We start from the raw sequence: 21120 nt of genomic DNA on the forward strand, positions 1-21120 counted from the left end.
GTCAGCCCACAACCATTCCCGAGGTCCATGCCATGAGGCGTTCCTTTCTCGCCCTCGTCATTGCAGCGTCCATCGTGCCTGCCAGCACGCTGCAGGCCACGCCGTTTTCCACGCTGGAGGAGCGGATGAGCGCCGCGGAGTTCCGCAGCGCCGGCCTGGAGAAGCTCAGCGCGGAGGAACTGGCGGCACTGAACGCGTGGCTGTCGAACAACGGGACCAGCGGCAGCGGCAGCGCGGCGCCCCCCCAGGACGATCGCCGCGGTTTGCGGGAAGCTCCGAGCTCGCAGTCGCGAGGCCCCATCAACACCCGGCTCATCGGTGAGTCGACCGGCTGGTCGTACGGCACCGTCTTCCGCCTGGAGAACGGTCAGGTCTGGCGGTCGGTCGATCGGGAAAGCACCCTGGCCGGCGTACGCCTGACCAATCCGTCGGTGGAAATTCGCCAGGGCATCATGGGCAACTGGCGCCTGAAGTTCGGCGACTACAACACGAGCGCGCAGGTCGAGCGCGTCAAGTAAGCCTCAACGCGCGTTCAGCGCCTCGAGCTGCTTGGCGAGGCGCTTCGCGGACACCGGGCGCTTCGTGCCCAGTTCCTGCGCGAACAGCGAAACGCGCAGCTCCTCGAGGTCCCAGCGCAGGGCCTGCCATCCCGCTTCGAGGGCAATGCCGCGCCGACGCGCCTCGTCGAGCGCCTTCGCGAAAGGCTGCACCTCCAGCATGCGCTGCTGGTCGCGGGTCGGGTCGCGCAACGCGCGCTCCGCGCGCAGCGCTAGTGCCTTCAGGTAGCGCGGCAGTTCGTTGAAGGCCTCGGGCGGCGTTTCGCGAACGAAGCCCGGATGAACGAGGCCCGCCAACTGCGCCCGCAGGTCGTCGAGGTTCGCTTTCGCCCAACCCATCACCGGGGCTTCGAGCTTGGGCCGGATCTCGGCGTACTGGCTCAGCGCGGCCTCGGCGATCTTGAGGCGGGCCATCGCTTCACCGAACAGCTTCTGCTTCACCGCGCCGATCGCCCGGTTGAAGGCCTCGCGGTCGCGGATCGCGGCGAGCGTCACGCCGCCCTGGCCGCCGTCCAGAAGCGCCGCCAGCGCCTTGGCGACCAGATCAGCGCGCAGCTGTTCGGCCGTCGCCACGGCGGTGTAGACCATCGCGGTCTTCGGGTTCAGCGGCAGCTGCTTGCGCGCCGATTTCACCGCATCGGCGAGCGCGATCTCGGCGAGGCGCACCACGCCGCCGCCATGGGCCTGCAAGGCCGCCTCGCGGTCGGCCAGCACGCGCAGCGCCACGTCCTCGCCGTCGAGCACCAGTGCCGGGAAGGCCGGCAACCCACCCGCACCGGCGATCTCGAGCGGAACCGGCTCGGCGGGAAACTCGCGCAGCCCCTCGCGCGCGAGACGCTCGCCGGCGCGCGCGGCGAAGGCCTTCTCCGCCTCCGCACCGAAACGCGCCTTCAGTTCGTCGAGCGAACGCGATTGGCCGAGGACGCGGAAGCCTCGGCCTTCCGCCTCGCCAACCCGCAGGTTCATGCGCAGGTGCGGCTCCAGCGCCGCCTCGTCGAAATCGAGCGCGGCCACGTCGACGCCTGTCGCCTTGGCGAGGAAGCGACCGAGCGCGCCCGCCACGCTGTCGGCATCGCCGTTCGGGTAGGCCAGTGCGAAAGCCCGCGCGAAATCGGGCGCCGGCACGAAGTTGCGGCGCAGGGCCTTCGGCAGGCCGCGGATCAGCTCGGTCGCCTTCTCCTCCACGAGGCCCGGCACCAGCCACGAGAGCCGCGCGGCGTCGAGCGCGGGCAGCAGGTGCAGCGGCACGTCCAGCGTCACGCCGTCCTCGGCGTGGCCGGGTTCGAAGCGGTAGTGCAGCGCCAGCCGCGCATCGCCGAGCGGCAGGAACTTCGGGAAGCGCTCGATACCGCTGCCTTCCACCGACATCAGCTCGGCGAGCGACCACTCCAGCGACTTCTTCGCCGCAGGGTCCAACCTGCCGTACCAGGCCTCCAGCGCCGCGGTGTTGTGCACGTCGGACGGCAGGCGGTCGAGGTACCAGCGCACCTGCCAGTCCTCGTCGACGACGAGCCCGGCGCGACGCTGCTTGGCTTCCTCTTCCTGCGCGCGCTCGAGCGTCGCGAGATTGCGTTTCACTAGGGGGATGCGGGTGTCGATCTCGCCCGTCACCAGCCCCTGGCGCACGAAGATCTCGCGGGCCTCGTCGGGATACAGGCCGCCGTAGTGCACCGGTTTCTTTGGCAGCAGCACGAGGCCGAACAGTCCGATCTGCTCCGAGCCCTGCACCCGGCCCTGCCGCCGCGACCAGTGCGGGTCGAAATGCCGGCGCGAGAGCAGGTGCGGCACGGCGTCGATCACCCACTCCGGTTCGATCTTCGCCGCGGTGATGCCCCAGACCTTGGCGGTGTCGAGCAGGGTCGCGCACAGCACCCACGGCGGTGGCCTCGAAGCCAGCGTCGAAGCCGGGAAGAGTCCGAACTTGCGGCTGCGCGGCGCATCAAACAGGCCCTTCTCCGAGCGATGCCCGGTCTGCAGCGCGAGGCCGGCGAGCAACGCGCGATGCAGGTCGGCGTAGTCGGCCGGCGCCTCGTTCTGCGCCCAGCCCAAGGCCTCGCAGTTGAGGATCAGCTGCCGGTGCAGCTCGCGCCACTCGCGCAGGCGCAGGAAGTTCAGGAAACGCTGGCCGCACCAGTCGCGCAGCTTCGACTGCGAGAGGTCTTCGTGCGCGGCGCGGTAGGCGTCCCAAAGCTTGAGGATGCTGACGAACTCCGAGCGCTCGTCGGCGAAAGCGGCATGCGCACGATCGGCGGCCTCGCGCGCTTCCGGCGGGCGCTCGCGCGGGTCCTGCAGGCCGAGGAAGCTGGCGATGACGATCATCTCACGCAGGCTCCCGCGCTCCTTCGCGGCGATGAGCATGCGGGCCAGCTTCACGTCGACGGCAAAGGCCGCCATCTGCTTGCCGACCGGCGTCAGCTGGCGGTGCTTGTCGACGGCGCCGAGCTCGGTGAGCTGCTGCCAGCCGTCGGCCACGGCGCGCGGGTCCGGGGCATCGATGAAGGGGAAGTCCTCGACGCGGCCCAAGCCCAGCGAAAGCATCCGCAGGATCACGCCGGCCAGCGAGGAGCGCAGCAGTTCCGGGTCGGTGTAGCGCGGGCGCGCATTGAAATCCTGCTCGCTGAAGAGGCGGTAGCAGATGCCCGACGACACGCGCCCGCAGCGGCCCTTGCGCTGGTCGGCGCTGGCCTGCGCGATGTCCTCGATGTGCAGGCGGTCGAGCTTCATGCGCGGGCTGTAGCGCTTCACGCGCGCGGTGCCCGGATCGACCACGTAGCGGATGCGCGGCACCGTCAGCGAGGTCTCGGCCACGTTCGTGGCCAGCACGATCCGCCGCTTCGGCCCCGGGTTGAACACGCGGTCCTGGTCCTTGGCCGAGAGCCGCGCGTACAGCGGCAGCACTTCGGTTTCGCGGTACTTGCGCCGCTCCAGCAGGTGGTGCACCTCGCGGATCTCGCGCTCGCCCGGCAGGAACAAGAGCACGTCGCCGCGCGCATCTTCCCGCGTCATCTCGTCGCACGCCGCCAGCAGTCCCTCGTACAGCGACTTCTCGGCATCGGGCTTCGAGGCGACGTCGGCGTTCGTGTCTTCGAGCGGCCGATAGCGCACTTCCACCGGGTAGCTGCGGCCTTCGACGCTGATCACCGGTGCGCCGTCGAAGTGCATCGCGAAGCGCTCGGTGTCGATCGTCGCCGAGGTCACGATCAGCTTGAGGTCGCGGCGCTTGCGCAGCAGGCCCTTCAGATACCCCAAGAGGAAATCGATGTTGAGCGAACGCTCGTGCGCCTCGTCGACGATGATCGTGTCGTAGGCCGAGAGGTAGCGATCCTTCTGGATCTCGGCCAGCAGGATGCCGTCGGTCATGAACTTGACCAGCGTGTCCTCGCCCACCTGCTCGGTGAAGCGCACCTGCCAACCGACCTCCTTGCCCAGCGGCACCTGCAGCTCCTCGGCCACGCGCTTCGCCACCGCGCGCGCGGCGATGCGGCGCGGCTGCGTGCAGCCGATCAGGCCGGCGGCCCCGCGCCCGGCTGCCAGGCAGAGCTTCGGCAACTGGGTGGTCTTGCCCGAGCCGGTCTCGCCGGCAATGACCACGACCTGGTGCTTGTGGATCAGCTCGACGATCGCCTCGGCCTCGCGGCCGATCGGCAGTTCGGTGTCGATGCGCGGGTCGGGAAGTCGCGCCTCGCGGGCCGCGAAGGCCTCGCGCGAGCGGGCCAGCGCCTGTTCCAGCGCCTGCTGCGCCGCCGCCCTCGCCTCGCCCTTGGCCTCGGCCAACCGCTTCTGCAGGCGCAACAGCGCGCCGCGGTCCTTGGCGAGGACGCGGTCCAGCGGGTCGGGGCGCGCGGCGCGGGGCGCAGGCGCGGCAGGGGTTTCGGCGGGCTCGCGCATGGGGCGCGCAGTGTAGCGCCTGCATTCCGATCGGACCGCGCCACGGACGTAACGCGGCCCACGGCGTCGACGCGGTGCGGAAGCATCGTCAACGACCGCTGCTGCGCCCAGCGCACCGCACATGCAGAACGGCGCTCCGGCCTGCACCAGCGGTCGGGCCAGCCGCCGAGCATTCCCCCGCCCGGCGACCTCCACCGGGACGTCAGCACCCACGGCGGGTGCACAACGAGGACAACAACGATGAACCTCACGATCCGAAGGGCGGTCACCGCCCTTCTCCTGGCCTGCCTTCCCGCCTCGGCGGCCATGGCCCTGCCCCCAGGCTTTCACCGCGCCGCGGCGGGCCACCTGGTGGGTGAATTCCGGGTCCCCGCGCCTGACGGAACCACCTTGCAGACCCTGGTGTACCTGCCGGGAACGGGCGCCGGGCCTTGGCCGACCCTGGTCACCCGCAGTCCCTATGACCTGCCGCTCACGCCGGTGAGCGGCTTTCCGGAAGAGCACCCGAATGCGGAGATCGAGGCCGACGAGAAGGACATCGGCTGGACGGAAGCCACCGACCGGGGGTACGCCCTCGTGGTCCAGTTCGTCCGCGGCCGCAACGAATCAGATGGCACGTTCAGCCTGTTCCTCGATGAGCGCGCCGATGGTGATGCCCTGCTGCGCTGGGTCGAGGCACAACCGTGGTCCAACGATCGCCTGGGAGTCTTCGGCGACTCGGCGAGCGGCGTGGCCTCGCTGCAGGCTGCCGCCAGTGGCAGGCCCTCGGTCCGTGCGATCTATGCGCAGGCCACCAGCCCGGACTTCCTCGGCGGCGTGATCTTCCCGGACCGCGCCATCAAGTGGGAGGCGTTGCTCCCGTTCGTGCTCTCGCAGTCGCTCGACAGCAGCGAGGACCACGAGGCTCGCTTGGGCCTCGACGAGGCCTCGCTGGATGAACTGAAGGAGATGGCGGGCGAGGCGCTGGGCGACATGTTCGGGGCTCTCGAGGACGGCGACGCCTCCGCCTCCGAGTGGTGGACCGCGCCTCCGGTCGCCGATTTCCCGATCGTCAGCGACCTCCAGCCGCGTTGGCCGGACCTGCTGGCCGCCCGCACCAGGACGCCACTGCTGGAGGCGGGGAATGTGACCCGCCGGCTCCGGGCGCCGGTGCTCCAGGTCGGGCTATGGCACGACTTCTTCCACGACAGCGCGATCGAGGCGTGGAACCAGCGGAGCATCTCCGGCTTCGGCCGGAACGATCGGCTGATCATGCTCGACGGCACCCACTACGACGTGGACGACCCGGAACTCTGGCCGATCCGCCCGATGTTCACCTGGTTCGACTTCTGGCTGAAGCAGCGCTGGAACGACGTGACGCGGTGGCCGAAGGTGCAGTTCGCCTGGGCCGGTGAAGGTGCGGAGTCGGTGGTGGGAAGCGCGCTTTGGCCGATCCCGGCGCGGCCCCTCATCGCGGAACTGCAGGCGCCGACGGCCACGATCCAGATCGACCCGGCGAAGCCGGTGCCGACACTCGGCGGCAACCACCTCATCGCCCCGGCCGGGATGCTGGACCAGTCACCGTTGCTCGATCGCACGGACATCGGGCTGCTGCAGGGCGCACCCCTGTCGAGGACGCTGCCGATCGCCGGGCCGATCCAGGCCACGATCCGCCTCAAGAGCATCTACAGCGGCCCACTGGTGGTGAAACTCGTCGACGTTCGGCCCGACGGCGAGGTCCGGCTGGTGCGCGAAACGCCGGTCACACGGGCCCACGGGCGGGTCATCGACGTGCGCTTCTCGCCGATCGCCTATCGTTTCGACGCCGGCAGCAGGCCCAGCCTGATGATCGCGGGAAGCAGCTTCCCCGCATGGATCTTCGAGCGACCCGCCACCGGGACCGTGGACGTCGCCGGAGCACGGCTGGTCATGCCGGATGCCTCGTTGGCACGCCTTCCGCGCCCGCAGCGGCGCTGCGAGACGGTGACGGGCGATGAACAGCGCGCTCGCGAGCAACGCGACGCGGGCTGCCCGACGCCCTGAACAACGCGAACGACGGGCGGCGATGGCCGCCCGTCAATCGCCGGACGGGCTATCCCGCACGAAATCAACACCGAGCTTGTCTTTCACGACCGACAGCCGTCGCCGGCTGATCGGCACCTTGGTCTGGTCGGACATCAGGCAGTACCAGCCGCTGGCCGAACGCCGCACGCGCCGGACGTGCCCCAGGGCAACCCAGAACGAGCGGTGCACGCGAAGGCCGCGGTCGCCCATCTCGGCTTCGATTTCGGCGATCGTGCCGAGCAGGGTGGTGCTGCCGAGCGTGGTCCGCAGCTGGAGGTAGTGCAGGTCGGACCGCGCGAAGACCAGATCGGTCCCGATCGCGGCAGGAATCCGCGCCAGCAGCGGTTTCGAAAGGGCCGACAGCGTGCCGGACGTGGCCTCGGGCTGCGGCTCGGGCTGCGGCTCGGGCTCGGACGCAGCGGATGCGGGCGGGGGATCGGCGACCGGGTCCCGCGCACCGACGGCGGCGAAGGTCGGTGGCACATTGAGGATCGCCCAGCTCGTCAGATAGGCCGGCGCGAGCTGCAGCCACTCGGCAACCAGCGCTAACACGCCACCGCTCTGCTCGAGGGCATCCAGCCATCCGTCCGCGGGATCTTCACCGGGCGACGGGAAAACCGCCTCCAGCCCCAGCGACAAGGGCGCGAACGCCAGGCTGCCGATGAGCCCCCCGACAAGCAGCTGGATCAGCGGTGGCCGGGCGGCGATCGAGCGGAAGCCGCCCAGCCACCACGTGGCCGCAATGGCGACGCCCAGACCCAGCGCGACTTGCACGAACCACACCAGGAACGCGGCGACCGGCGGAAGGCCCGGGGCGACGTCCGAGTCGGTCCGCATGAGCAGGAGGGCGAGGACGCAGGACACCGCGATCCACCAGACCCAGACCTTCAATCGCGGCATGTCAAAGCCCCTCGCATCGCAGGGGCGACAGTATAGGCGCACGCGGAAGGGGCACCGGGCCTCGTCCCTTGTTCCGTGCGCCTCGGCACGACGTCCATGAACCGCAGGATCTCACCTTCCCGAGTCGCCCCCGCCGGACTTGGCTTCCACGAACTCCGGGGTGAGCGGCAGCGCAAGACGCGCCAACCGCTTACCGGCCTCGATGCGGCCGAAGGAGGCGAGACAAGCCTCCTTGCTTCGGCGGCGTACGGGCGCATCGACGCGCTCGCGGCGCCGTCCGTCGCCCTCGTCACGGAGGAGGCGCCTCACATCGCGTGCAAGCACGTCGGTGAGCGCATAGGCATCACCGAGCCGCGATGGCGTTGAATCGGTGGTGAAGGCATTGGCGCCCTGCGCCCAGCGGAACTCGAGAACGCGGGCCCCATCCGCCGCGCTGGCGACGACATCCGCGCTGAGCCCACCCATGCCCGCGGGCAACCTCGGGGTGAACGGGATCGGGGAGAGCGCCCCTACAACCAACGAGGCTCCCGCCACGCCACGGTTCGTCAAGCCGACGCCGGTGACTTCGCTCCTGAGCACGATGTCCGCCGGCTGCTCCGCGGCGACGACCTCGAAGAATTCCGAGGTCGTCGTGCACAGGGCGCGACCCACGCCCGCCAGGATCACCTCGCGCTCGCGGGGCGAGAGGGCCGCGTCGGCGCCGTCCGCGAAGCGAGGCGGCGCGACGTGGAGGGTCTTCGCTTGGGCGATCGAGGCGCGGTCGATACGTTGCTGCCGCGACGACTGGGGGCGGTCCCGCTCGAGCTCAAGCTGGGCATCCGAGGCGATCAGGCTGCCTGATACGCCTTTCGGGGCCGTGGCGCAGCCGGAAAGGATCGCGGCGATCGAGACGATGAGCGCGAGCACACGTATCGGGGTAGGGCTGGTCATGGCACTGGCCTTGCTAGGGGATGGCCCAGCTTCATCGGGCCCCGCGCGGTCCGCCATTGCCGACAGCTGCAACCCAGCTATGCGACCTTGCCTTCCGGGACGACGCGCATCAGCCGGCCCGCCCAGATCCCAGTTCGCACTCCAACTCGGACGCGAGGAAGTCGAAGACCACCTTGATTGCGGGATTGCCGCGGATCTCGCTGTGGACGACGAGCCAGACCGGCATCGTCGGCCCCACCTCGGGAAGCAGTTGAACCAGCGACGGATCCCTCCTCGCGACGGTGTCGGGGAGGAAGCCGATCCCCAGTCCCGCGAGGACCAGCTGCCACACCACCAGGGAGTCGTCGGTCCTCACCGCGAAGCTCTCGCGTGTCGCCGGGATGCCTCCCTCCGCGAATCCCCGGAGGATCACATCGTCGTCGATCAGCCCGATCAGGTCGTGCTGGAGCAGTTCCGCCGGCGAAGCCGGCTGGCCGCGACGCTCGACGTAGTCGCGGGAGGCATAGGCGCCAATCTTGGACGCCCCGAGCCTGCGGGCGATCACGCTGCCCTGCTCGGGCATCACCATCCGGACCGCGATGTCCGCCTCGCGACGCAGCAGGTTCGCCACGGCGTCGGTGGCCTGGAGCTCCACCTGAATCTGCGGGTTCGCGGCCCTCAGCCTGCCGATGATCCCCGGCAGGACGGCGACGGCCATCGTCTGGCTGGCGCTGATGCGCACCGACCCGGAGACGTCCTGGCGGCTGCCGGCGATCACGCGGGCGACGCCGTGCGCGCCCTCTGCCATCCGCTGCGCGTCCTCGGCGATCCGGTAGGCCAGCCGCGTGGGGGAAAGACCGCGACCGGTCCGCTCGAACAGCGCGCATCCCAACTGCGACTCCAGCTGCGCGATGTGCCTGCCGATGGTGGGCTGGGTCGCGCTGAGGCGCTTGGACGCGCCCAGCAGGCTCCCGGCCTCCATCACGGCGAGGAACGAACGGATCAGAGTCCAATCGAAGTCTGACTCACCCACCGGAAAAAGCCCCGAACTCTTCGCGAGAGGCGAGCATACATTGCAATCCAGCCATGCACGTTTGCGTCTTGATCCACATCGATCGCCCAAGTGACGCTCGTTGCCATCAAAGCCTTGGGGAATGACGCATGTCCATGTCTCGCGCAGGAAACGGTCGGGGACGCCGGTCCACGACCGCCGCCGGCATCCTGCTCTTCGCGCTGTTGTCCGGATGCGCTTCGGACGGAGCCGTGGCGCCGGCATCGGAACTCGTGAGCAGCGGCTGGAGCGACCCCTCCGCCCTGGCGCCCGTCGGCGGTTTCGATGCGTACGTGGCGGCGGTCACGACGGAGCTTCGCGTCCATCGGGTCCCCTTCGACCCATCGAAGGCCGAGGCCGAGCTCGCGTCGGTGGCGCCCTTCCGCATGCCACCGCACCCGCGATGCGGGCCCGGAAAGCCACGGGGCATCGCCATCCTCGTCCACGGCTTGTCCGACACCGCGTTCGCCATGCGCGACCTCGCGAACTCGCTGGCCCGGCAATGCTTCGAAGCGCGCGCGCTGTTGCTGCCCGGGCATGGCACGCGGCCGGCGGACCTGATGGTCGTCGACGAAAACGACTGGCTCAGGCATGTCCAGGCCGCCGTTCTGCAGGCACGGCGGGACAGCGATGTCGTCGTGGTGGCCGGCTTCTCGCTCGGCGCGGCGCTCGCGGTCACCGTCGCCGCCGAGGCCCCGGGCAGCGTCGACGCGGTGATCGGCGTGTCGCCGGCCTATCGGATCAGTTCGTCCCTTCTCGCCCGCCAAGCCCGTTGGCTTGGCGTGTTCCGCCCCTGGCTCGATTCGGGGCCGAGGGAAGAGTTCGCACGATACGAAGCGATGCCGGCGCGCGGCATCGCCTCCACCATGGCCCTGCTCGACCGGATGAATGCCCGGGTGAGGGCTCAGGGGGGCGTGCAGGTGCCGTGGATGGTGGTGCAGAGCGAGGACGACGAGGTGATCGATGTCACCGGGAACCGGCGATTCTTCGCATCCAAGGCCGACGATCCCCGAAGCGTCTTCCTCAACTATGTTTCCGAGCCGAGCGAGGACCGGGCCGATGAGCGCGTGACCTGGCTGCCCGCAGCCGACCCGGGCTCGCGGGTGGCGGGACTTTCGCACCTCGCGCTCCACATCGCTCCGGGGAACCCGCACTACGGGCTCGAAGGCGCCTATCGGAACTGCGGCAGCGCGCCGTTCCGGGAAGAAAGTGAAGTTCAAGCCTGCAGGCAGGCGGAACAGGTCTGGTACGGCACCGGACGGCAGTCTCCCCCACCCGGCGAGGCCGGCGCGCGGGCGACGTTCAATCCCCATTACCCGGATCTGGAGCGCCGGATCGGCGGATTCCTGGCGGAGATCGATGGCCGTCATGCCGATCGCTCGGCGTCCCTGCAGGAAGGGACGGGGCTTGGCAGCCACGCCCAGTCGTCGACGCGACGGCGCTAGTCCAAGGCGGGAGCGCGTCGCCGTCGACGATCGGTCGACCCGGCCCACGCCTTTCCGGTTTGCTTCTTTTCCGCACGCGCGCCAAGCCCGAGCATCGGAGTCTCCATGTCGAGCCATGATCCTTCCAGCGTCCCCGAGGCGCCGTCCCGAAGCCTCCTCCTGATCGCAGGGTCGATCCTGCTGCTCCAGGGCTTTAGCATCTTCGCCCCGATGGCCGTCCTCGGCGGCGCGATCCAGTGGCCGGACAGCCTCGACTTCCCACCATCGCAGATGCTTCCGCTGCTTCGGGAGCAACTCGATGCCGTGCGGCTGGGGTACGGGCTCTACCTCGGGTATTCGCTGCTGTTCCTCGTGACCGGCGCGGTGACAGTGCGACTGGCGGCGCGCCCCGGCCCGCTCGGCACGCTGGCGCTCATCGCCGTCGCCGCCGCCGCGGTCTCGGCCTTGGCGCGAGGGATCGGCATCCTGCGCTGGCTGACCGGCAGCGTCGCGCTGGCCGACGCGCATGCCGCCCCCGGCCTGTCGGCGGAGGGCCGCGCCGCGATCGAGGCGATGCAGGCCGCCCTCAATGCTTGGGGCGGCGCGATCGGCGAGGCCTTGGGCGTCGCGGCCTTCGCCGCGATCTGGGCCATCGCGACGAGTCTGGTGATCCTGCGCGACCGGCAGCTGCCCGCGTGGGCGGGGCTGGCGGGGCTCGTGGCGGGCGTCCTCGTCGCCTTGCCGGCACTCGAACTCTTCGGCATCGCACCACCGGTCTCGATCGTGATCTCCACGACGGGCATCCAGCTCTGGTTCATGGCCCTCGGGCTGCTGTTCCTCTGGCGCGCCCTGCGCCGGACCGCTTGAGGGCGGCCGCCATGCTGCTCCCCCACTCGGAGGCCGAGAGGCCCCACGAGATCCAAGCGAGCCACGTGGTCCTCGCTGCTGTCGAGTGACTGCGACAGGACGAACGGAAGCAGCGCCTCCCACTTGATGGCGCGGTCCGGGGAGATCACGCCCCCGAGGAAGTCCGGGCTGGTGGCCTTCGCATCGCTGCACATAGATGGAAACGACCGACGTCCGCGCCCGTGGGCAGGTGCGCAGAAAAGCGTCGAGCGAGGGCGCGCACCACACCCACCGCCAAGCCCTGCGGTTGGCAGTGCCCATCGAAACAGGCCCATGGCGGCATATCGAACAACGGCATCACGATCTCGGCCCGACGCACCGGATCCGGAAGTCGCGCCGTCGAGGCGCTGCCGGCCGATGCAATGCCAGGGGCGAGAAGCAGAAAGGCGACAGGCCTGACCATAGACCGCAGGTATGCCTGAAGCGATTGGTGGGCCGTGATGGATTCGAACCATCGACCAACTAGTTAAAAGCCAGCTGCTCTACCGACTGAGCTAACGGCCCACCGAAACCTGTCCCGTCATCGCGACGGGGCGCGAAGTCTACCGCAAGCCCGGGCGCTTGGCAGCGCGGCGGGCTTCCTCGTTCAGCGCGGCTGGTAGCGCGTCGTGTCCGGGGCCCCGGCCTTCACGAAACCCTCGGCCCGAAGCCGGCAGGCGTCGCAGCGGCCACAAGCACGGCCCTCGGCGTCGGCCTGGTAGCAGCTGACGGTCTGGGCGAAATCCACGCCGAGGCGCAGGCCCTCGACGACGATGTCGGCCTTTGACATCGCGATCAACGGCGCGTGCACCTTCAAGCCGCCCTCTTCCACCCCGGCCTTGGTGGCGAGGTTGGCGAGGCGCTCGAAGGCGGCGATGAACTCGGGGCGGCAGTCCGGATAACCGGAGTAATCCACGGCATTCACGCCGCAGAACAGGTCGCGGGCGCCCAGCACCTCGGCCCAGCCGAGCGCCACCGACAGCATGATCGTGTTGCGCGCGGGCACGTAGGTGAGGGGAATGCCCTCGCTGGGGCTCTCTGGCACGTCGATGTCCGCCGTCAGCGCCGAACCGCCGATGCTGCGCAGGTCGACCTCGACCACCTTGTGCGCCACCGCGCCCAGGCTGGCGGCGTTGCGCGCTGCTGCGTCGAGTTCCGCGGAATGCCGCTGGCCGTAACGCACCGACAGCGCATACGTCTCGAAGCCGCGCGCACGGGCGATGGCCAGCACCACAGCCGAATCCATCCCGCCGGAAACCAGCACCACGGCACGCTTGCCGCGACCGTCCTGCGCCATCGCGCCGGCACCCTCCGCACCTTGATTCATCGCCATGATTCCTCGTCCTCAGCGCCCGGGCTCGTCGCCCCAGAGCTGCTTGTGCAACTGCAGCTGGAAACGCACCGGCAGCCGGTCGGCCACGATCCAGTCGGCCAGATCGCGCGGTGCCAGTTGCTCGAAGCTCGGCGAGAACAGCACCTCGCAGCGTTCGGCCAGGCCGTGCTCGGAAACCATCGCCTTCGCCCAGTCGTAGTCGGCGCGGCTGCAGAGCACGAACTTCACCTGGTCCTTGGCCTGCAGCAGCGGCAGGTTCGGCAGCCGGTTGCGCTTCGCCTCGCCGGAATCCGGGGTCTTCAGGTCGAGCACGATGGACACGCGCGGGTCGACCTCCGAGATATCGAGGGCGCCCGAGGTCTCCAGCGACACCTCGAAACCGGCGTCGCAGAGGGCCTTCAACAGCAGCAGGCAGCGCTTCTGGGCGAGCGGTTCGCCACCGGTCACGCAGACATGGCGCACGCCCTGAGCGCGGGCTTCCTCGACGAGGTCCGGGATCGATCGCCACTCGCCGCCGTGAAAGGCGTAGGCGCTGTCGCAATAGGTGCAGCGCAGCGGGCAGCCCGTCAAGCGGATGAACACCGTCGGCCAGCCGACCGAACGCGATTCGCCCTGCAGGGAAAGAAAGACCTCGGTGATCTTCAGGCGCTCGGCCTGGACGATCTCGGAGGGCCGCTCGCGATCGCCTGGCTGCTCGCGCAGGCGCGGAGCGGTCATCGGGGCCTCAGCCGGCGTCCAGCGCGAGAGAGCGCAGACGGCTTTGGGCGAGACGCGCGGCGTCGCTGCCCGGGTAGCGCGCGATCACGTCGCGCAGCGTCGCTTCGCCCAGCGGCGCGCGCCCGAGCTCGAACTGGCAGTAGCCGAGCTTCAGCAGCGCGTCGGGCGCCTTGGCCGAATCCGGGAAGGCCTGCAGCAGGCTCTCGAAGGCCGTCAGGGCGACGTCGTAGTTCTGGGTGACGTAATAGCTCTCGCCAAGCCAGTACCAGGCGTTCGGCGCCAGCGTGCCGGCCGGGTAGGTCTCGAGGTAGGCCTGGAAGCGGCGCGAGGCCTCGGCGTACTCGCCGTCGCGCAGGGCTTGGAAGGCGCTGTCGTACATCGGCCGCTCGCCGGCCGGATCTGCCGGGGCCGGCGCGCCGGTCGCGACATCGGCGACCACGCCACGCGGCGCAGCGGGGGCGGCGGTGCCGGGGGCGGCCTCCACCGGGGCGGCAGGGGTCTCGGCGAGCGCGGGAGCAGCGCCGTCAGCACCGGTCGGCGTGGCAGCCGTTCCAGCCGCGGGGGCCGAGCCGCCTTCGAGGCGACCCAACCGGGAATCGAGGTCGATGTACTGCTCGCGAGCCGCCTGCTTGAGCTGGGCGTTCTCGTTCTGCAGTTGTTCGACGAGGCCGCGCAGCGAGGCGATTTCCTGCTGCAGGGCGTTGAGGCGGTTCAGCGCCTCGATGTTGGCTTGCGCGTTGTTCTGCGACGCCGCCTGGGCCTCGAGGCGCTCGACGCGCTCGGCAAGGCTGGCGCGTTGCGCCGAAACCGAAGCGGCGGCCACGAGGGCCGCCGCCACGACTGCGAGCTTCAAGGCACGCAAGACCGGCTCCGCTTAGCGGGCGGTGTAGACGATCTCGACGCGGCGGTTCTTCGCCCACGCCTCTTCCGTCGACGCGGTGTCGACCGGACGCTCTTCGCCGTACGAGACGACGGTCAGCTGGCCAGCCGAACCACCGGCCGCCTGCAGGGCGCCCGAGACGGCGTTGCCACGGCGCTCGCCGAGGCCGAGGTTGTACTCGCGCGAGCCGCGCTCGTCAGCGTTGCCTTCCAGCGTGATGCGCGATTCCGGACGGTCCTGCAGGTACTTGGCGTGGCACGCCATGATGGCCTGGAACTCCGGCTTGACGGCGTCCTGGTCGAAATCGAAGTACACGGTGCGCTGCTTCAGGCAGGCGTCCGTGTCCAGGTCTTCCGGGCCGTACTTGCCGTCGTCGACGGCGGCCTGCGTGGTCGGCTGCGCCGGCTGGGCGGCCGGGGCTTCCGGAACGGTCTTCTTGGTGCAGGCGGCGAGGCCGACGGCGATGGCAGCGACCAGCAGGACGCGGGTGGTGTTGTTCATGGGTGGAACCTCGTTGGCAGTGAGTAGCAAAAAAGTGGAGCGTGAGCGGGGGTGCGGCAGGCCCGTCCTGTTTATCGTTGCCGGTACGGCGACCAGGCGGGCTCCCGGACGTCACCGTCGGTCAAAACCAAACGCTGCCGGACACGCGCATCGGCCGACACCGCATACAGCACGCCCCGGCCGCCCTCTTTCGTGGCGTACAGAAGCATGCTGGCGTTGGGCGCGAAGCTGGGAGACTCGTCCAGGTTGCCCGGCGACAGGGTCTGCCAACGGGGCTGGGCGAGGCTGCGGTCCAGTACCGCAATACGATAAACGTTCCTGTTTCCCTGCGCCATAGCGAATTTTTTACCATCGAAGGACACCGACGCCTTGGCGTTGTAGTCCCCCTCGAAGGTCAGGCGGGTCGGCTCCCCCCCGTTAGCGGGCACTTGGTAGAGCTGGGGGCGGCCGGCACGGTCGGACGTGAAGACCAGGCTCTGGCCGTCCGGGGTCCAGACGGCCTCGGTATCGATCGAGAAATGGCGGGTGATCTGGGTCAGGGCCTTGGTGGCCAGATCCATCACGTAGATCTCGGGGTTGCCGGTCCGCGACAGGGTCAGGGCCAGCTTGGTGCCGTCCGGGCTGAAGCTGGGGGCGCCGTTGATGCCCCGGAAGCTCGCCACCACCTCGCGGGCGCCGGTGGTCAGCTCCTGGATATAGATGGTCGAGTTGCCGCGCTCGAAGCTCACGTAGGCGAGGCGGCGGCCGTCGGGGGCCCAGGCCGGCGACATCAGCGGCTCGCGCGAGCGGACGACCGTCTGCGGGTTGAAACCGTCGGCATCGGCGACCATCAGGGCGTACTGCTGGTTCGGGTGGCGGCCCGAGGCGGTCACGTAGGCGATGCGGGTCCAGAAGGCGCCGCGGACGCCGAGGATCTTCTCGTACACCTGGTCGGCGATCTGGTGGGCGATGTCGCGCATGCCGCGCACCCGGCCGCTCATGGCCAAGCCCAGCAGGCGCTCCTGCTTGGCCACGTCGTACAGCTCGTACTCGACGCGGTAGCCGCCGTCCGGGGCGTCCAGCACGCGGCCGACGACGATGAAGTCCTGCTTCAGCACGCGCCAGGTCGGGAACTGGATCTCGCTGCCGCGGATCGGCTTCTCGATGATGTTGGCGTCCGGCAGGGTGCGGAACTGGCCCGAGCGGTTGAGGTCGGCGGCGATGACCGCGGCGACGTCGGTGTCCGGGGCCACGTTCGTGCCCAGGTAGGGCATCGGCACGACGGTGATCGGCAGGGCCGCGGCGTTGCCGCCGACGATGTCGATTTCCAGCGTCTGCGCGCGCGACGCGAAGGGCAGCGTCAGCAGGGCGAAGGCGAGCAGGACGAGGGAAGCAAGGGTTCGCGTCATGGCTGGGGTTCCAAAAGCCGTCGGGCGGCGCGCGCGGAGTGTACGGGGTCGGGGAAAGAGATAGCCGCTGGTGGCTGAACGCCGGTGCAGCCTCAGTCCGCCGGCTGGAAGTTGAGGCCGAGGCGACGCTCGAACACGTCCTCGAAACCGGCGTAGGGCAGCGGCGAGGCGGCGAACACGGCGCGCTCGAGCGAATCACGGCCCAGCGCGTCGTAGGGGCAGGTCGGATCGACGTCGGCGCTGATCACCTCGCCGCCAGGAATCTGGACGATGACGATGCGGCAGCGCTGCCCGGCGGGGATGGTCTCGGGGCGGCGCCAGTTGCGCTCGACGGCGTTCTGGATCGCCAGCACGTAGGCGGCCCGCAAGCTGGTATCCACGCCGTTGTTGCCAGCCATCGGCGTCGGCGTGGCGTCCGTGGGCGAGGCGGCGGGCAGCGGCGACGGCGGCTGGCGGGCCGCGAGGTCCTGCAACTGCTGGTCGCGCTGCTCTTCCATGCGGGTCTGGTTGGCGGCTTGCTCGCGCTGGGTGCGCAGGGCGGCCAAGCGCTTCAGGCGCTCGAGCTGCTGCGCCGAGAGGCGCTGCCGCTCCTCGGGCGTGGTCTGCGGCGGGCGCTCGGTCAGGTCGACCTGCTCTTCGCGACGGCGCTCTTCCTGTTCGCGCGGGGCCGGCGGCTCGGGCGACACGGCGTCGCGGGAGGCGCGGTCCTGGTCGCGGGTGTCGGGCACGGCCTGCGGCGTCTGCGGCGTGGGCTGCGGTTCGACCACGGCGTCCTGCGGGGCGGGCTCGGGCTCCGGCTGCGGCGGCGGGGCGGCCTCTTCTTCGACCGGCTCCGGTGCGGCCGGCGGCGGCGTGGCGGCGCTCGGGCGCTCGCGGTCGCGCACCGGCGCGGCCTGCACCAGTTCGACTTCGATCGGCGGGCCGGCGACGGACAGCACCTCGGGTGCCGGGGTCCACAGCCATGCGACGAACATCAGGACGACGACGAGCAGGTGCAGGCCGACCGCCAGGCCGACCGCAATGCCCGTGTCTTCGGGACGCTCGCGCATCAGCGCTCCGTGGCCCGCGGCTCGCTCATCAGCGCGGCCTTGGAGACACCGGCGCCCTGCAGCAGCTCCATGGCCTCCATCACCGTCTGGTACTGGAGCTCACGATGCGCGGCAACGAAGACCGGCGTCTGCGGGTTTTGCGCGACGAAGGCGCGGATGCGGTTGCCGAGCTCCTCGCGCGACATCGGCGTGTCGGCGCCGTCGCCGAGCTTCAGCGAATAGCTGCCGTCGCGGGCGATCGAGACGACCACCGGGTCCTGCGCCTGTTCGACCGGCCGGGCATTCGACTGCGGCAGGTTGACCTCGACGCCCAGGTTCATCACCGAGGCGGTGATCATGAAGATGACGAGCAGCACGAGCATCACGTCGATGTACGGAACGACGTTGATCTCTGCCTTGAGCTTGCGCTTCTTGTGGCGGTTGCTGAACGCGGCCATGGGCCCTCCAACGGATGAGGCGGGGGCTTGGGGTCAGGGCTCGTCGCTGCCGCCCTGGCGGGCGAGGATCGAGCTGAAGTCTTCGGCGAAGGCCTCGTAGCGCACGGTCAGGCGCTCGACGCGCGAGGCGTAGCGGTTGTAGGCCCACACGGCCGGGATGGCGGCGAACAGGCCGATCGCGGTGGCGATCAGCGCTTCGGAGATGTGCGGCGCGACCTGCGCCATCGTCGCCTGCTTGACGTTACCCAGCTCGTGGAAGGCGATCATGATTCCCCACACGGTGCCGACGAGGCCGACGTACGGCGAGGTGGAGCCGATGTTCGCCAGCAGCTCGAGGTTGCGCTCGAGCTCGCCGGTCTCGCGGGCCAGCGTGGCGCGCATGGCGCGCTGGGCGCCCTCAAGCTGGGCGCGCGCGTCCATGCCCTTCTTCTGGCGCAGACGGGTGAATTCGCGGAAGCCCGCCTCGAAGATGGCTTCCAGCCCCTCGACCACGCGGTTGCGGTCGGTGGCCGCGCGGTACAGCTGGTTGAGGTCGGCGCCCGACCAGAAGCGATTCTCGAACTCGTTGGCTTCGGCGTCGGCGCGCTTGTAGACGCGCTGCTTGCGGAAAATGATCACCCAACTCAGCACCGAGGCGGCGACGAGCAGCAGCAGCACGAGCTGCACTGGCACGCTCGCCTTGAGGATCAGCGTGAAGTAGTTGATGCCCCCCGACACGGCGGCTTCGGTCGCGACTTCCGCGGCGGCCGCGGCGGCCTCCGGAGCAAGCGGCGTGGCAGCGGTGGCAGCAGCGAGGAAAACGGTCGTCAGCATGGGGCACCAGGGTTCGGCATCAGGTCGGCCAGCAGGCCGGCGGGGATTCGGATGGGGCGGAAATCGGCGGCACGCAGGCAGGCGACTTCGACCTCGGCGGTGAGCAAAGGGCGCTCGCCAAGCAGCACCGACTGCCGGCAGCGCAGGCTCGCCCCTTTCGCCTCGACCGGGGTGACGGTCACGGTGAGCAGGTCATCGAGCCGCGCCGGGCCGAGGAAATCGAGCCGCATCGCGCGCACCACCAGCAGCAGGCCGTTCTCGCCACGCAGCGTGGTCTGGTCGTACCCGGCGGCGCGCAACCATTCGGTGCGCGCCCGCTCGAGAAACCGGACGTAGCTGGCGTGGTAGACGACCCCACCGGCGTCGGTATCTTCCCAATAGACCCTTAAGGTCAGGCTGAACGCGGACCGATCAGCCGGCATCGGCGTCGAACAGATCGGGCGTGGCGGCACCACGCGGCGGCTTCAGGCCCAGCCAGGTCCAGGCCTTCGGGGCGAGCATGCGGCCGCGGGCCGTGCGGACCAGGAAGCCCTGCTGGATCAGGAAGGGCTCGACGACGTCCTCGAGGGTGCCACGCTCTTCCGACAGCGCGGCGGCCAGCGATTCGACGCCCACCGGGCCGCCGGCGAAGCTCTCGGCGATCGTCTGCAGCAGGCGGCGGTCGAGGTCGTCGAAGCCTTCCGGGTCGACCTTCAGCATCTTCATCGCCGCATCGGCGATGGGCTTGGTGATCACGCCCTCGCCCTTCACCTGCGCGTAGTCGCGCACGCGGCGCAGCAGGCGGTTGGCGATCCGCGGCGTGCCGCGCGAGCGCTTGGCGATCTCGGCTGCGCCCTCCGCATCACACGCGATCCCGAGGATCTGCGCGGAGCGCCGCGCGATGCGGGTGAGCTCTTCAGCCGTGTAGAACTCGAGGCGCTGCACGATGCCGAAGCGGTCGCGCAGCGGCGCGGTGAGCAGGCCGGCGCGGGTGGTGGCGCCGATCAGGGTGAAGGGCGGCAGGTCGAGCTTGATCGAACGGGCCGCGGGGCCTTCGCCGATCATGATGTCGATCTGGTAGTCCTCCATCGCCGGATAAAGCACTTCCTCGACCATCGGCGACAGGCGGTGGATCTCGTCGACGAACAGCACATCGTGCGGCTGCAGGTTGGTGAGCAGGGCCGCGAGGTCGCCGGCCTTCTCGATCACCGGGCCCGAGGTCTGGCGGAGGTTCACGCCCAACTCGTTGGCGATGACGTGCGAGAGCGTGGTCTTGCCGAGGCCCGGCGGCCCGAAGATCAGCACGTGGTCAAGCGCCTCGCCGCGCTGCTTGGCCGCCTGGATGTAGATCTGCATCTGCTCGCGGACGGCTTCCTGGCCGAGGTACTCGGCGAGCGACTTCGGGCGGATGCTGGCTTCGAGGGCTTCATCCTCGGCGGTGGCGCCGGGCGAGATGGTGCGGGTACTCATGGGCGTATATTCGCACGGCGCGCGAGACCACCCGGGCTCGGCACCCCCAACGCAGGGAGGCAGGCATGGTCCGTCGCAGCGTCCGGAGGTGGGGAGCGGTCTTCGCGATCGCCGCCCTCGCCGCTTGGCCCGTGCCCGGTGCGGACGCCGATGCCGCACCCGCCGCGACGCCCACCGTCGAGTTGCGCGTGGGCGTGCCCCACCTGCCGCCGTGGGCCTTCCACGACGCGGACTGCCACCTCACGGGCATCGCAGTGGAGAACCTGCGCCGACTGGCGGAGCACGCCGGACGGCGCTTCGTCGCCGTGCCGCTCCCCCTCGATGCCGGCGCGGACGCGCGCAAGGCGGGCGACGTCGCCCTCTTCCTCGGTGATCCGAAATTGAGCACCGGGCTCGAAGACACGCTCGAGCTGCCTTTCGGTCACACGATCGACCGGATCGCCGTCTACCAGGGCCCCTGGGCGACCGCTTCGACGGTCCCGCACTCCACGCTGAAGGTGGGCGCCCGCACGGTGCGCCTTGCCGAATCGCTCGGCTTCGCCGAGTCCCAGATCGTGGCAGGCAGCGTGGACGGCGCCCTGGCCGACGACTTCGCCGCGGGGCGCCTCGACGTTCTGGTCGGCGGCCGCGAAGTGGTCTACGTGGCCCTGATGCGCCGCGGTTGGGGGGCACGCACCCTGCGTTCCCACACGCGGCGCCTCGGCAGCTACGAGCTCCATTACCGCCTCACGCCGGACGCCGAGCCGATGCACGGCAACGCCCTGCGCCGGGCGCTGGCGGGCTTCGACTGGCCGCTGCGCGACCGTCAACTGCGGCAACGCTTCCTGAGCCCCGACGTGGCGCGCGAGCCGATGCTCACGCCGGACTGCCAGCGGCAGGGCCGGGCGAACTGACGG

19 protein-coding genes and 1 tRNA gene are annotated in these 21120 nt (G+C 70.0%); 5 read left to right on the plus strand and 15 right to left on the minus strand.

Annotated features, from left to right (window positions below):
* The first annotated feature begins 74 nt into the window (after positions 1–74).
* Positions 75–518 (plus strand): hypothetical protein, encoded by a 444-nt coding sequence (locus O9280_RS00575; protein WP_298337479.1) that lies wholly within the window; start codon positions 75–77, stop codon positions 516–518.
* 3 nt (positions 519–521) lie between these two features.
* Here O9280_RS00575 and hrpA read toward each other — a convergent pair whose 3' ends face one another.
* Positions 522–4445 (minus strand): ATP-dependent RNA helicase HrpA, encoded by a 3924-nt coding sequence (hrpA, locus tag O9280_RS00580; RefSeq protein WP_298337482.1) that lies wholly within the window; start codon positions 4443–4445, stop codon positions 522–524.
* A gap of 240 nt (positions 4446–4685) precedes the next feature.
* On the opposite strand from hrpA, the gene O9280_RS00585 reads away from it, so the two are divergent.
* On the plus strand, positions 4686–6467 hold the full coding sequence (locus O9280_RS00585) for a CocE/NonD family hydrolase (protein WP_298337485.1): 1782 nt from the start codon (positions 4686–4688) through the stop codon (positions 6465–6467).
* A 33-nt stretch (positions 6468–6500) separates the two neighbouring features.
* Here the strand turns inward: O9280_RS00585 and O9280_RS00590 are convergent, their stop codons facing one another.
* The 3 genes from O9280_RS00590 to O9280_RS00600 form a co-directional block, all read right to left on the minus strand.
* Positions 6501–7379, minus strand: coding sequence for a LytTR family DNA-binding domain-containing protein (locus tag O9280_RS00590; RefSeq protein WP_298337487.1), 879 nt, complete (start codon positions 7377–7379; stop codon positions 6501–6503).
* 120 nt (positions 7380–7499) lie between these two features.
* Positions 7500–8318: a DUF3313 family protein gene (locus tag O9280_RS00595; RefSeq protein WP_298337490.1), complete on the minus strand. Its 819-nt coding sequence runs from the start codon at positions 8316–8318 to the stop codon at positions 7500–7502.
* A gap of 109 nt (positions 8319–8427) precedes the next feature.
* Positions 8428–9330: a LysR family transcriptional regulator gene (locus O9280_RS00600; protein WP_298337493.1), complete on the minus strand. Its 903-nt coding sequence runs from the start codon at positions 9328–9330 to the stop codon at positions 8428–8430.
* 128 nt (positions 9331–9458) lie between these two features.
* On the opposite strand from O9280_RS00600, the gene O9280_RS00605 reads away from it, so the two are divergent.
* Complete coding sequence (locus O9280_RS00605; protein ID WP_298337496.1) at positions 9459–10793, plus strand: alpha/beta fold hydrolase; 1335 nt, start codon at positions 9459–9461, stop codon at positions 10791–10793.
* Between the two features lie 105 nt (positions 10794–10898).
* Positions 10899–11639: a DUF4386 family protein gene (locus O9280_RS00610; protein ID WP_298337499.1), complete on the plus strand. Its 741-nt coding sequence runs from the start codon at positions 10899–10901 to the stop codon at positions 11637–11639.
* A 467-nt stretch (positions 11640–12106) separates the two neighbouring features.
* Here the strand turns inward: O9280_RS00610 and O9280_RS00615 are convergent.
* The 11 genes from O9280_RS00615 to ruvB all read right to left on the minus strand — a co-directional run bounded on the left by O9280_RS00615 (position 12107) and on the right by ruvB (position 20224).
* Positions 12107–12182, minus strand: a tRNA-Lys gene (locus O9280_RS00615).
* Positions 12183–12264: 82 nt separating this feature from the next.
* Positions 12265–12954: a 7-cyano-7-deazaguanine synthase QueC gene (gene queC, locus O9280_RS00620; RefSeq protein ID WP_298338351.1), complete on the minus strand. Its 690-nt coding sequence runs from the start codon at positions 12952–12954 to the stop codon at positions 12265–12267.
* Positions 12955–13002: 48 nt separating this feature from the next.
* On the minus strand, positions 13003–13707 hold the full coding sequence (gene queE, locus O9280_RS00625) for a 7-carboxy-7-deazaguanine synthase QueE (protein WP_298337502.1): 705 nt from the start codon (positions 13705–13707) through the stop codon (positions 13003–13005).
* Between the two features lie 7 nt (positions 13708–13714).
* Complete coding sequence (gene ybgF / locus O9280_RS00630; RefSeq protein ID WP_298337505.1) at positions 13715–14569, minus strand: tol-pal system protein YbgF; 855 nt, start codon at positions 14567–14569, stop codon at positions 13715–13717.
* Positions 14570–14581: 12 nt separating this feature from the next.
* Entirely contained in the window at positions 14582–15088 is a 507-nt protein-coding gene (gene pal, locus O9280_RS00635) for a peptidoglycan-associated lipoprotein Pal (protein ID WP_298337509.1), read from the minus strand.
* Between the two features lie 71 nt (positions 15089–15159).
* The gene (gene tolB / locus O9280_RS00640; RefSeq protein ID WP_298337511.1) at positions 15160–16476 is read right to left on the minus strand and encodes a Tol-Pal system beta propeller repeat protein TolB; all 1317 of its coding nucleotides are present in this window, start codon (positions 16474–16476) and stop codon (positions 15160–15162) included.
* Between the two features lie 92 nt (positions 16477–16568).
* Positions 16569–17525, minus strand: coding sequence for a protein TolA (locus tag O9280_RS00645; RefSeq protein ID WP_298337514.1), 957 nt, complete (start codon positions 17523–17525; stop codon positions 16569–16571).
* Positions 17525–17962, minus strand: a complete 438-nt coding sequence (gene tolR / locus O9280_RS00650; protein ID WP_297865817.1) for a protein TolR — start codon at positions 17960–17962, stop codon at positions 17525–17527. Before tolR ends, O9280_RS00645 begins: the two co-directional genes overlap by 1 nt.
* A gap of 33 nt (positions 17963–17995) precedes the next feature.
* Complete coding sequence (gene tolQ, locus O9280_RS00655) at positions 17996–18775, minus strand: protein TolQ (protein WP_297865816.1); 780 nt, start codon at positions 18773–18775, stop codon at positions 17996–17998.
* A complete protein-coding gene (gene ybgC, locus O9280_RS00660; protein ID WP_298337519.1) occupies positions 18769–19197 on the minus strand; it encodes a tol-pal system-associated acyl-CoA thioesterase in 429 nt (142 codons plus the stop codon). The genes tolQ and ybgC overlap by 7 nt, the downstream gene beginning before the upstream one ends.
* Positions 19187–20224, minus strand: coding sequence for a Holliday junction branch migration DNA helicase RuvB (gene ruvB, locus O9280_RS00665; protein ID WP_298337522.1), 1038 nt, complete (start codon positions 20222–20224; stop codon positions 19187–19189). Before ruvB ends, ybgC begins: the two co-directional genes overlap by 11 nt.
* Positions 20225–20289: 65 nt before the next feature.
* Here ruvB and O9280_RS00670 point away from each other — a divergent pair, with 65 nt between their 5' ends.
* Positions 20290–21117, plus strand: a complete 828-nt coding sequence (locus O9280_RS00670; RefSeq protein ID WP_298337525.1) for a hypothetical protein — start codon at positions 20290–20292, stop codon at positions 21115–21117.
* The last annotated feature ends 3 nt before the right edge of the window (positions 21118–21120 follow it).

The organism is Silanimonas sp. (assembly GCF_027531545.1).
GTDB lineage: Bacteria > Pseudomonadota > Gammaproteobacteria > Xanthomonadales > Xanthomonadaceae > Silanimonas.

Coding starts and splice junctions, on each gene's coding strand:
- O9280_RS00610 (WP_298337499.1), top strand. CDS start 10,899: ATGTCGAGCCATGATCCTTCCAGCGTCCCCGAGGCGCCGTCCCGAAGC.
- O9280_RS00670 (WP_298337525.1), top strand. CDS start 20,290: ATGGTCCGTCGCAGCGTCCGGAGGTGGGGAGCGGTCTTCGCGATCGCC.
- tolQ (WP_297865816.1), bottom strand. CDS start 18,775: ATGCTGACGACCGTTTTCCTCGCTGCTGCCACCGCTGCCACGCCGCTT.
- hrpA (WP_298337482.1), bottom strand. CDS start 4,445: ATGCGCGAGCCCGCCGAAACCCCTGCCGCGCCTGCGCCCCGCGCCGCG.
- queC (WP_298338351.1), bottom strand. CDS start 12,954: ATGGCGCAGGACGGTCGCGGCAAGCGTGCCGTGGTGCTGGTTTCCGGC.
- O9280_RS00645 (WP_298337514.1), bottom strand. CDS start 17,525: ATGCGCGAGCGTCCCGAAGACACGGGCATTGCGGTCGGCCTGGCGGTC.
- pal (WP_298337509.1), bottom strand. CDS start 15,088: ATGAACAACACCACCCGCGTCCTGCTGGTCGCTGCCATCGCCGTCGGC.
- O9280_RS00595 (WP_298337490.1), bottom strand. CDS start 8,318: ATGACCAGCCCTACCCCGATACGTGTGCTCGCGCTCATCGTCTCGATC.
- O9280_RS00585 (WP_298337485.1), top strand. CDS start 4,686: ATGAACCTCACGATCCGAAGGGCGGTCACCGCCCTTCTCCTGGCCTGC.
- queE (WP_298337502.1), bottom strand. CDS start 13,707: ATGACCGCTCCGCGCCTGCGCGAGCAGCCAGGCGATCGCGAGCGGCCC.
- ybgC (WP_298337519.1), bottom strand. CDS start 19,197: ATGCCGGCTGATCGGTCCGCGTTCAGCCTGACCTTAAGGGTCTATTGG.
- O9280_RS00605 (WP_298337496.1), top strand. CDS start 9,459: ATGTCCATGTCTCGCGCAGGAAACGGTCGGGGACGCCGGTCCACGACC.
- tolB (WP_298337511.1), bottom strand. CDS start 16,476: ATGACGCGAACCCTTGCTTCCCTCGTCCTGCTCGCCTTCGCCCTGCTG.
- ruvB (WP_298337522.1), bottom strand. CDS start 20,224: ATGAGTACCCGCACCATCTCGCCCGGCGCCACCGCCGAGGATGAAGCC.
- tolR (WP_297865817.1), bottom strand. CDS start 17,962: ATGGCCGCGTTCAGCAACCGCCACAAGAAGCGCAAGCTCAAGGCAGAG.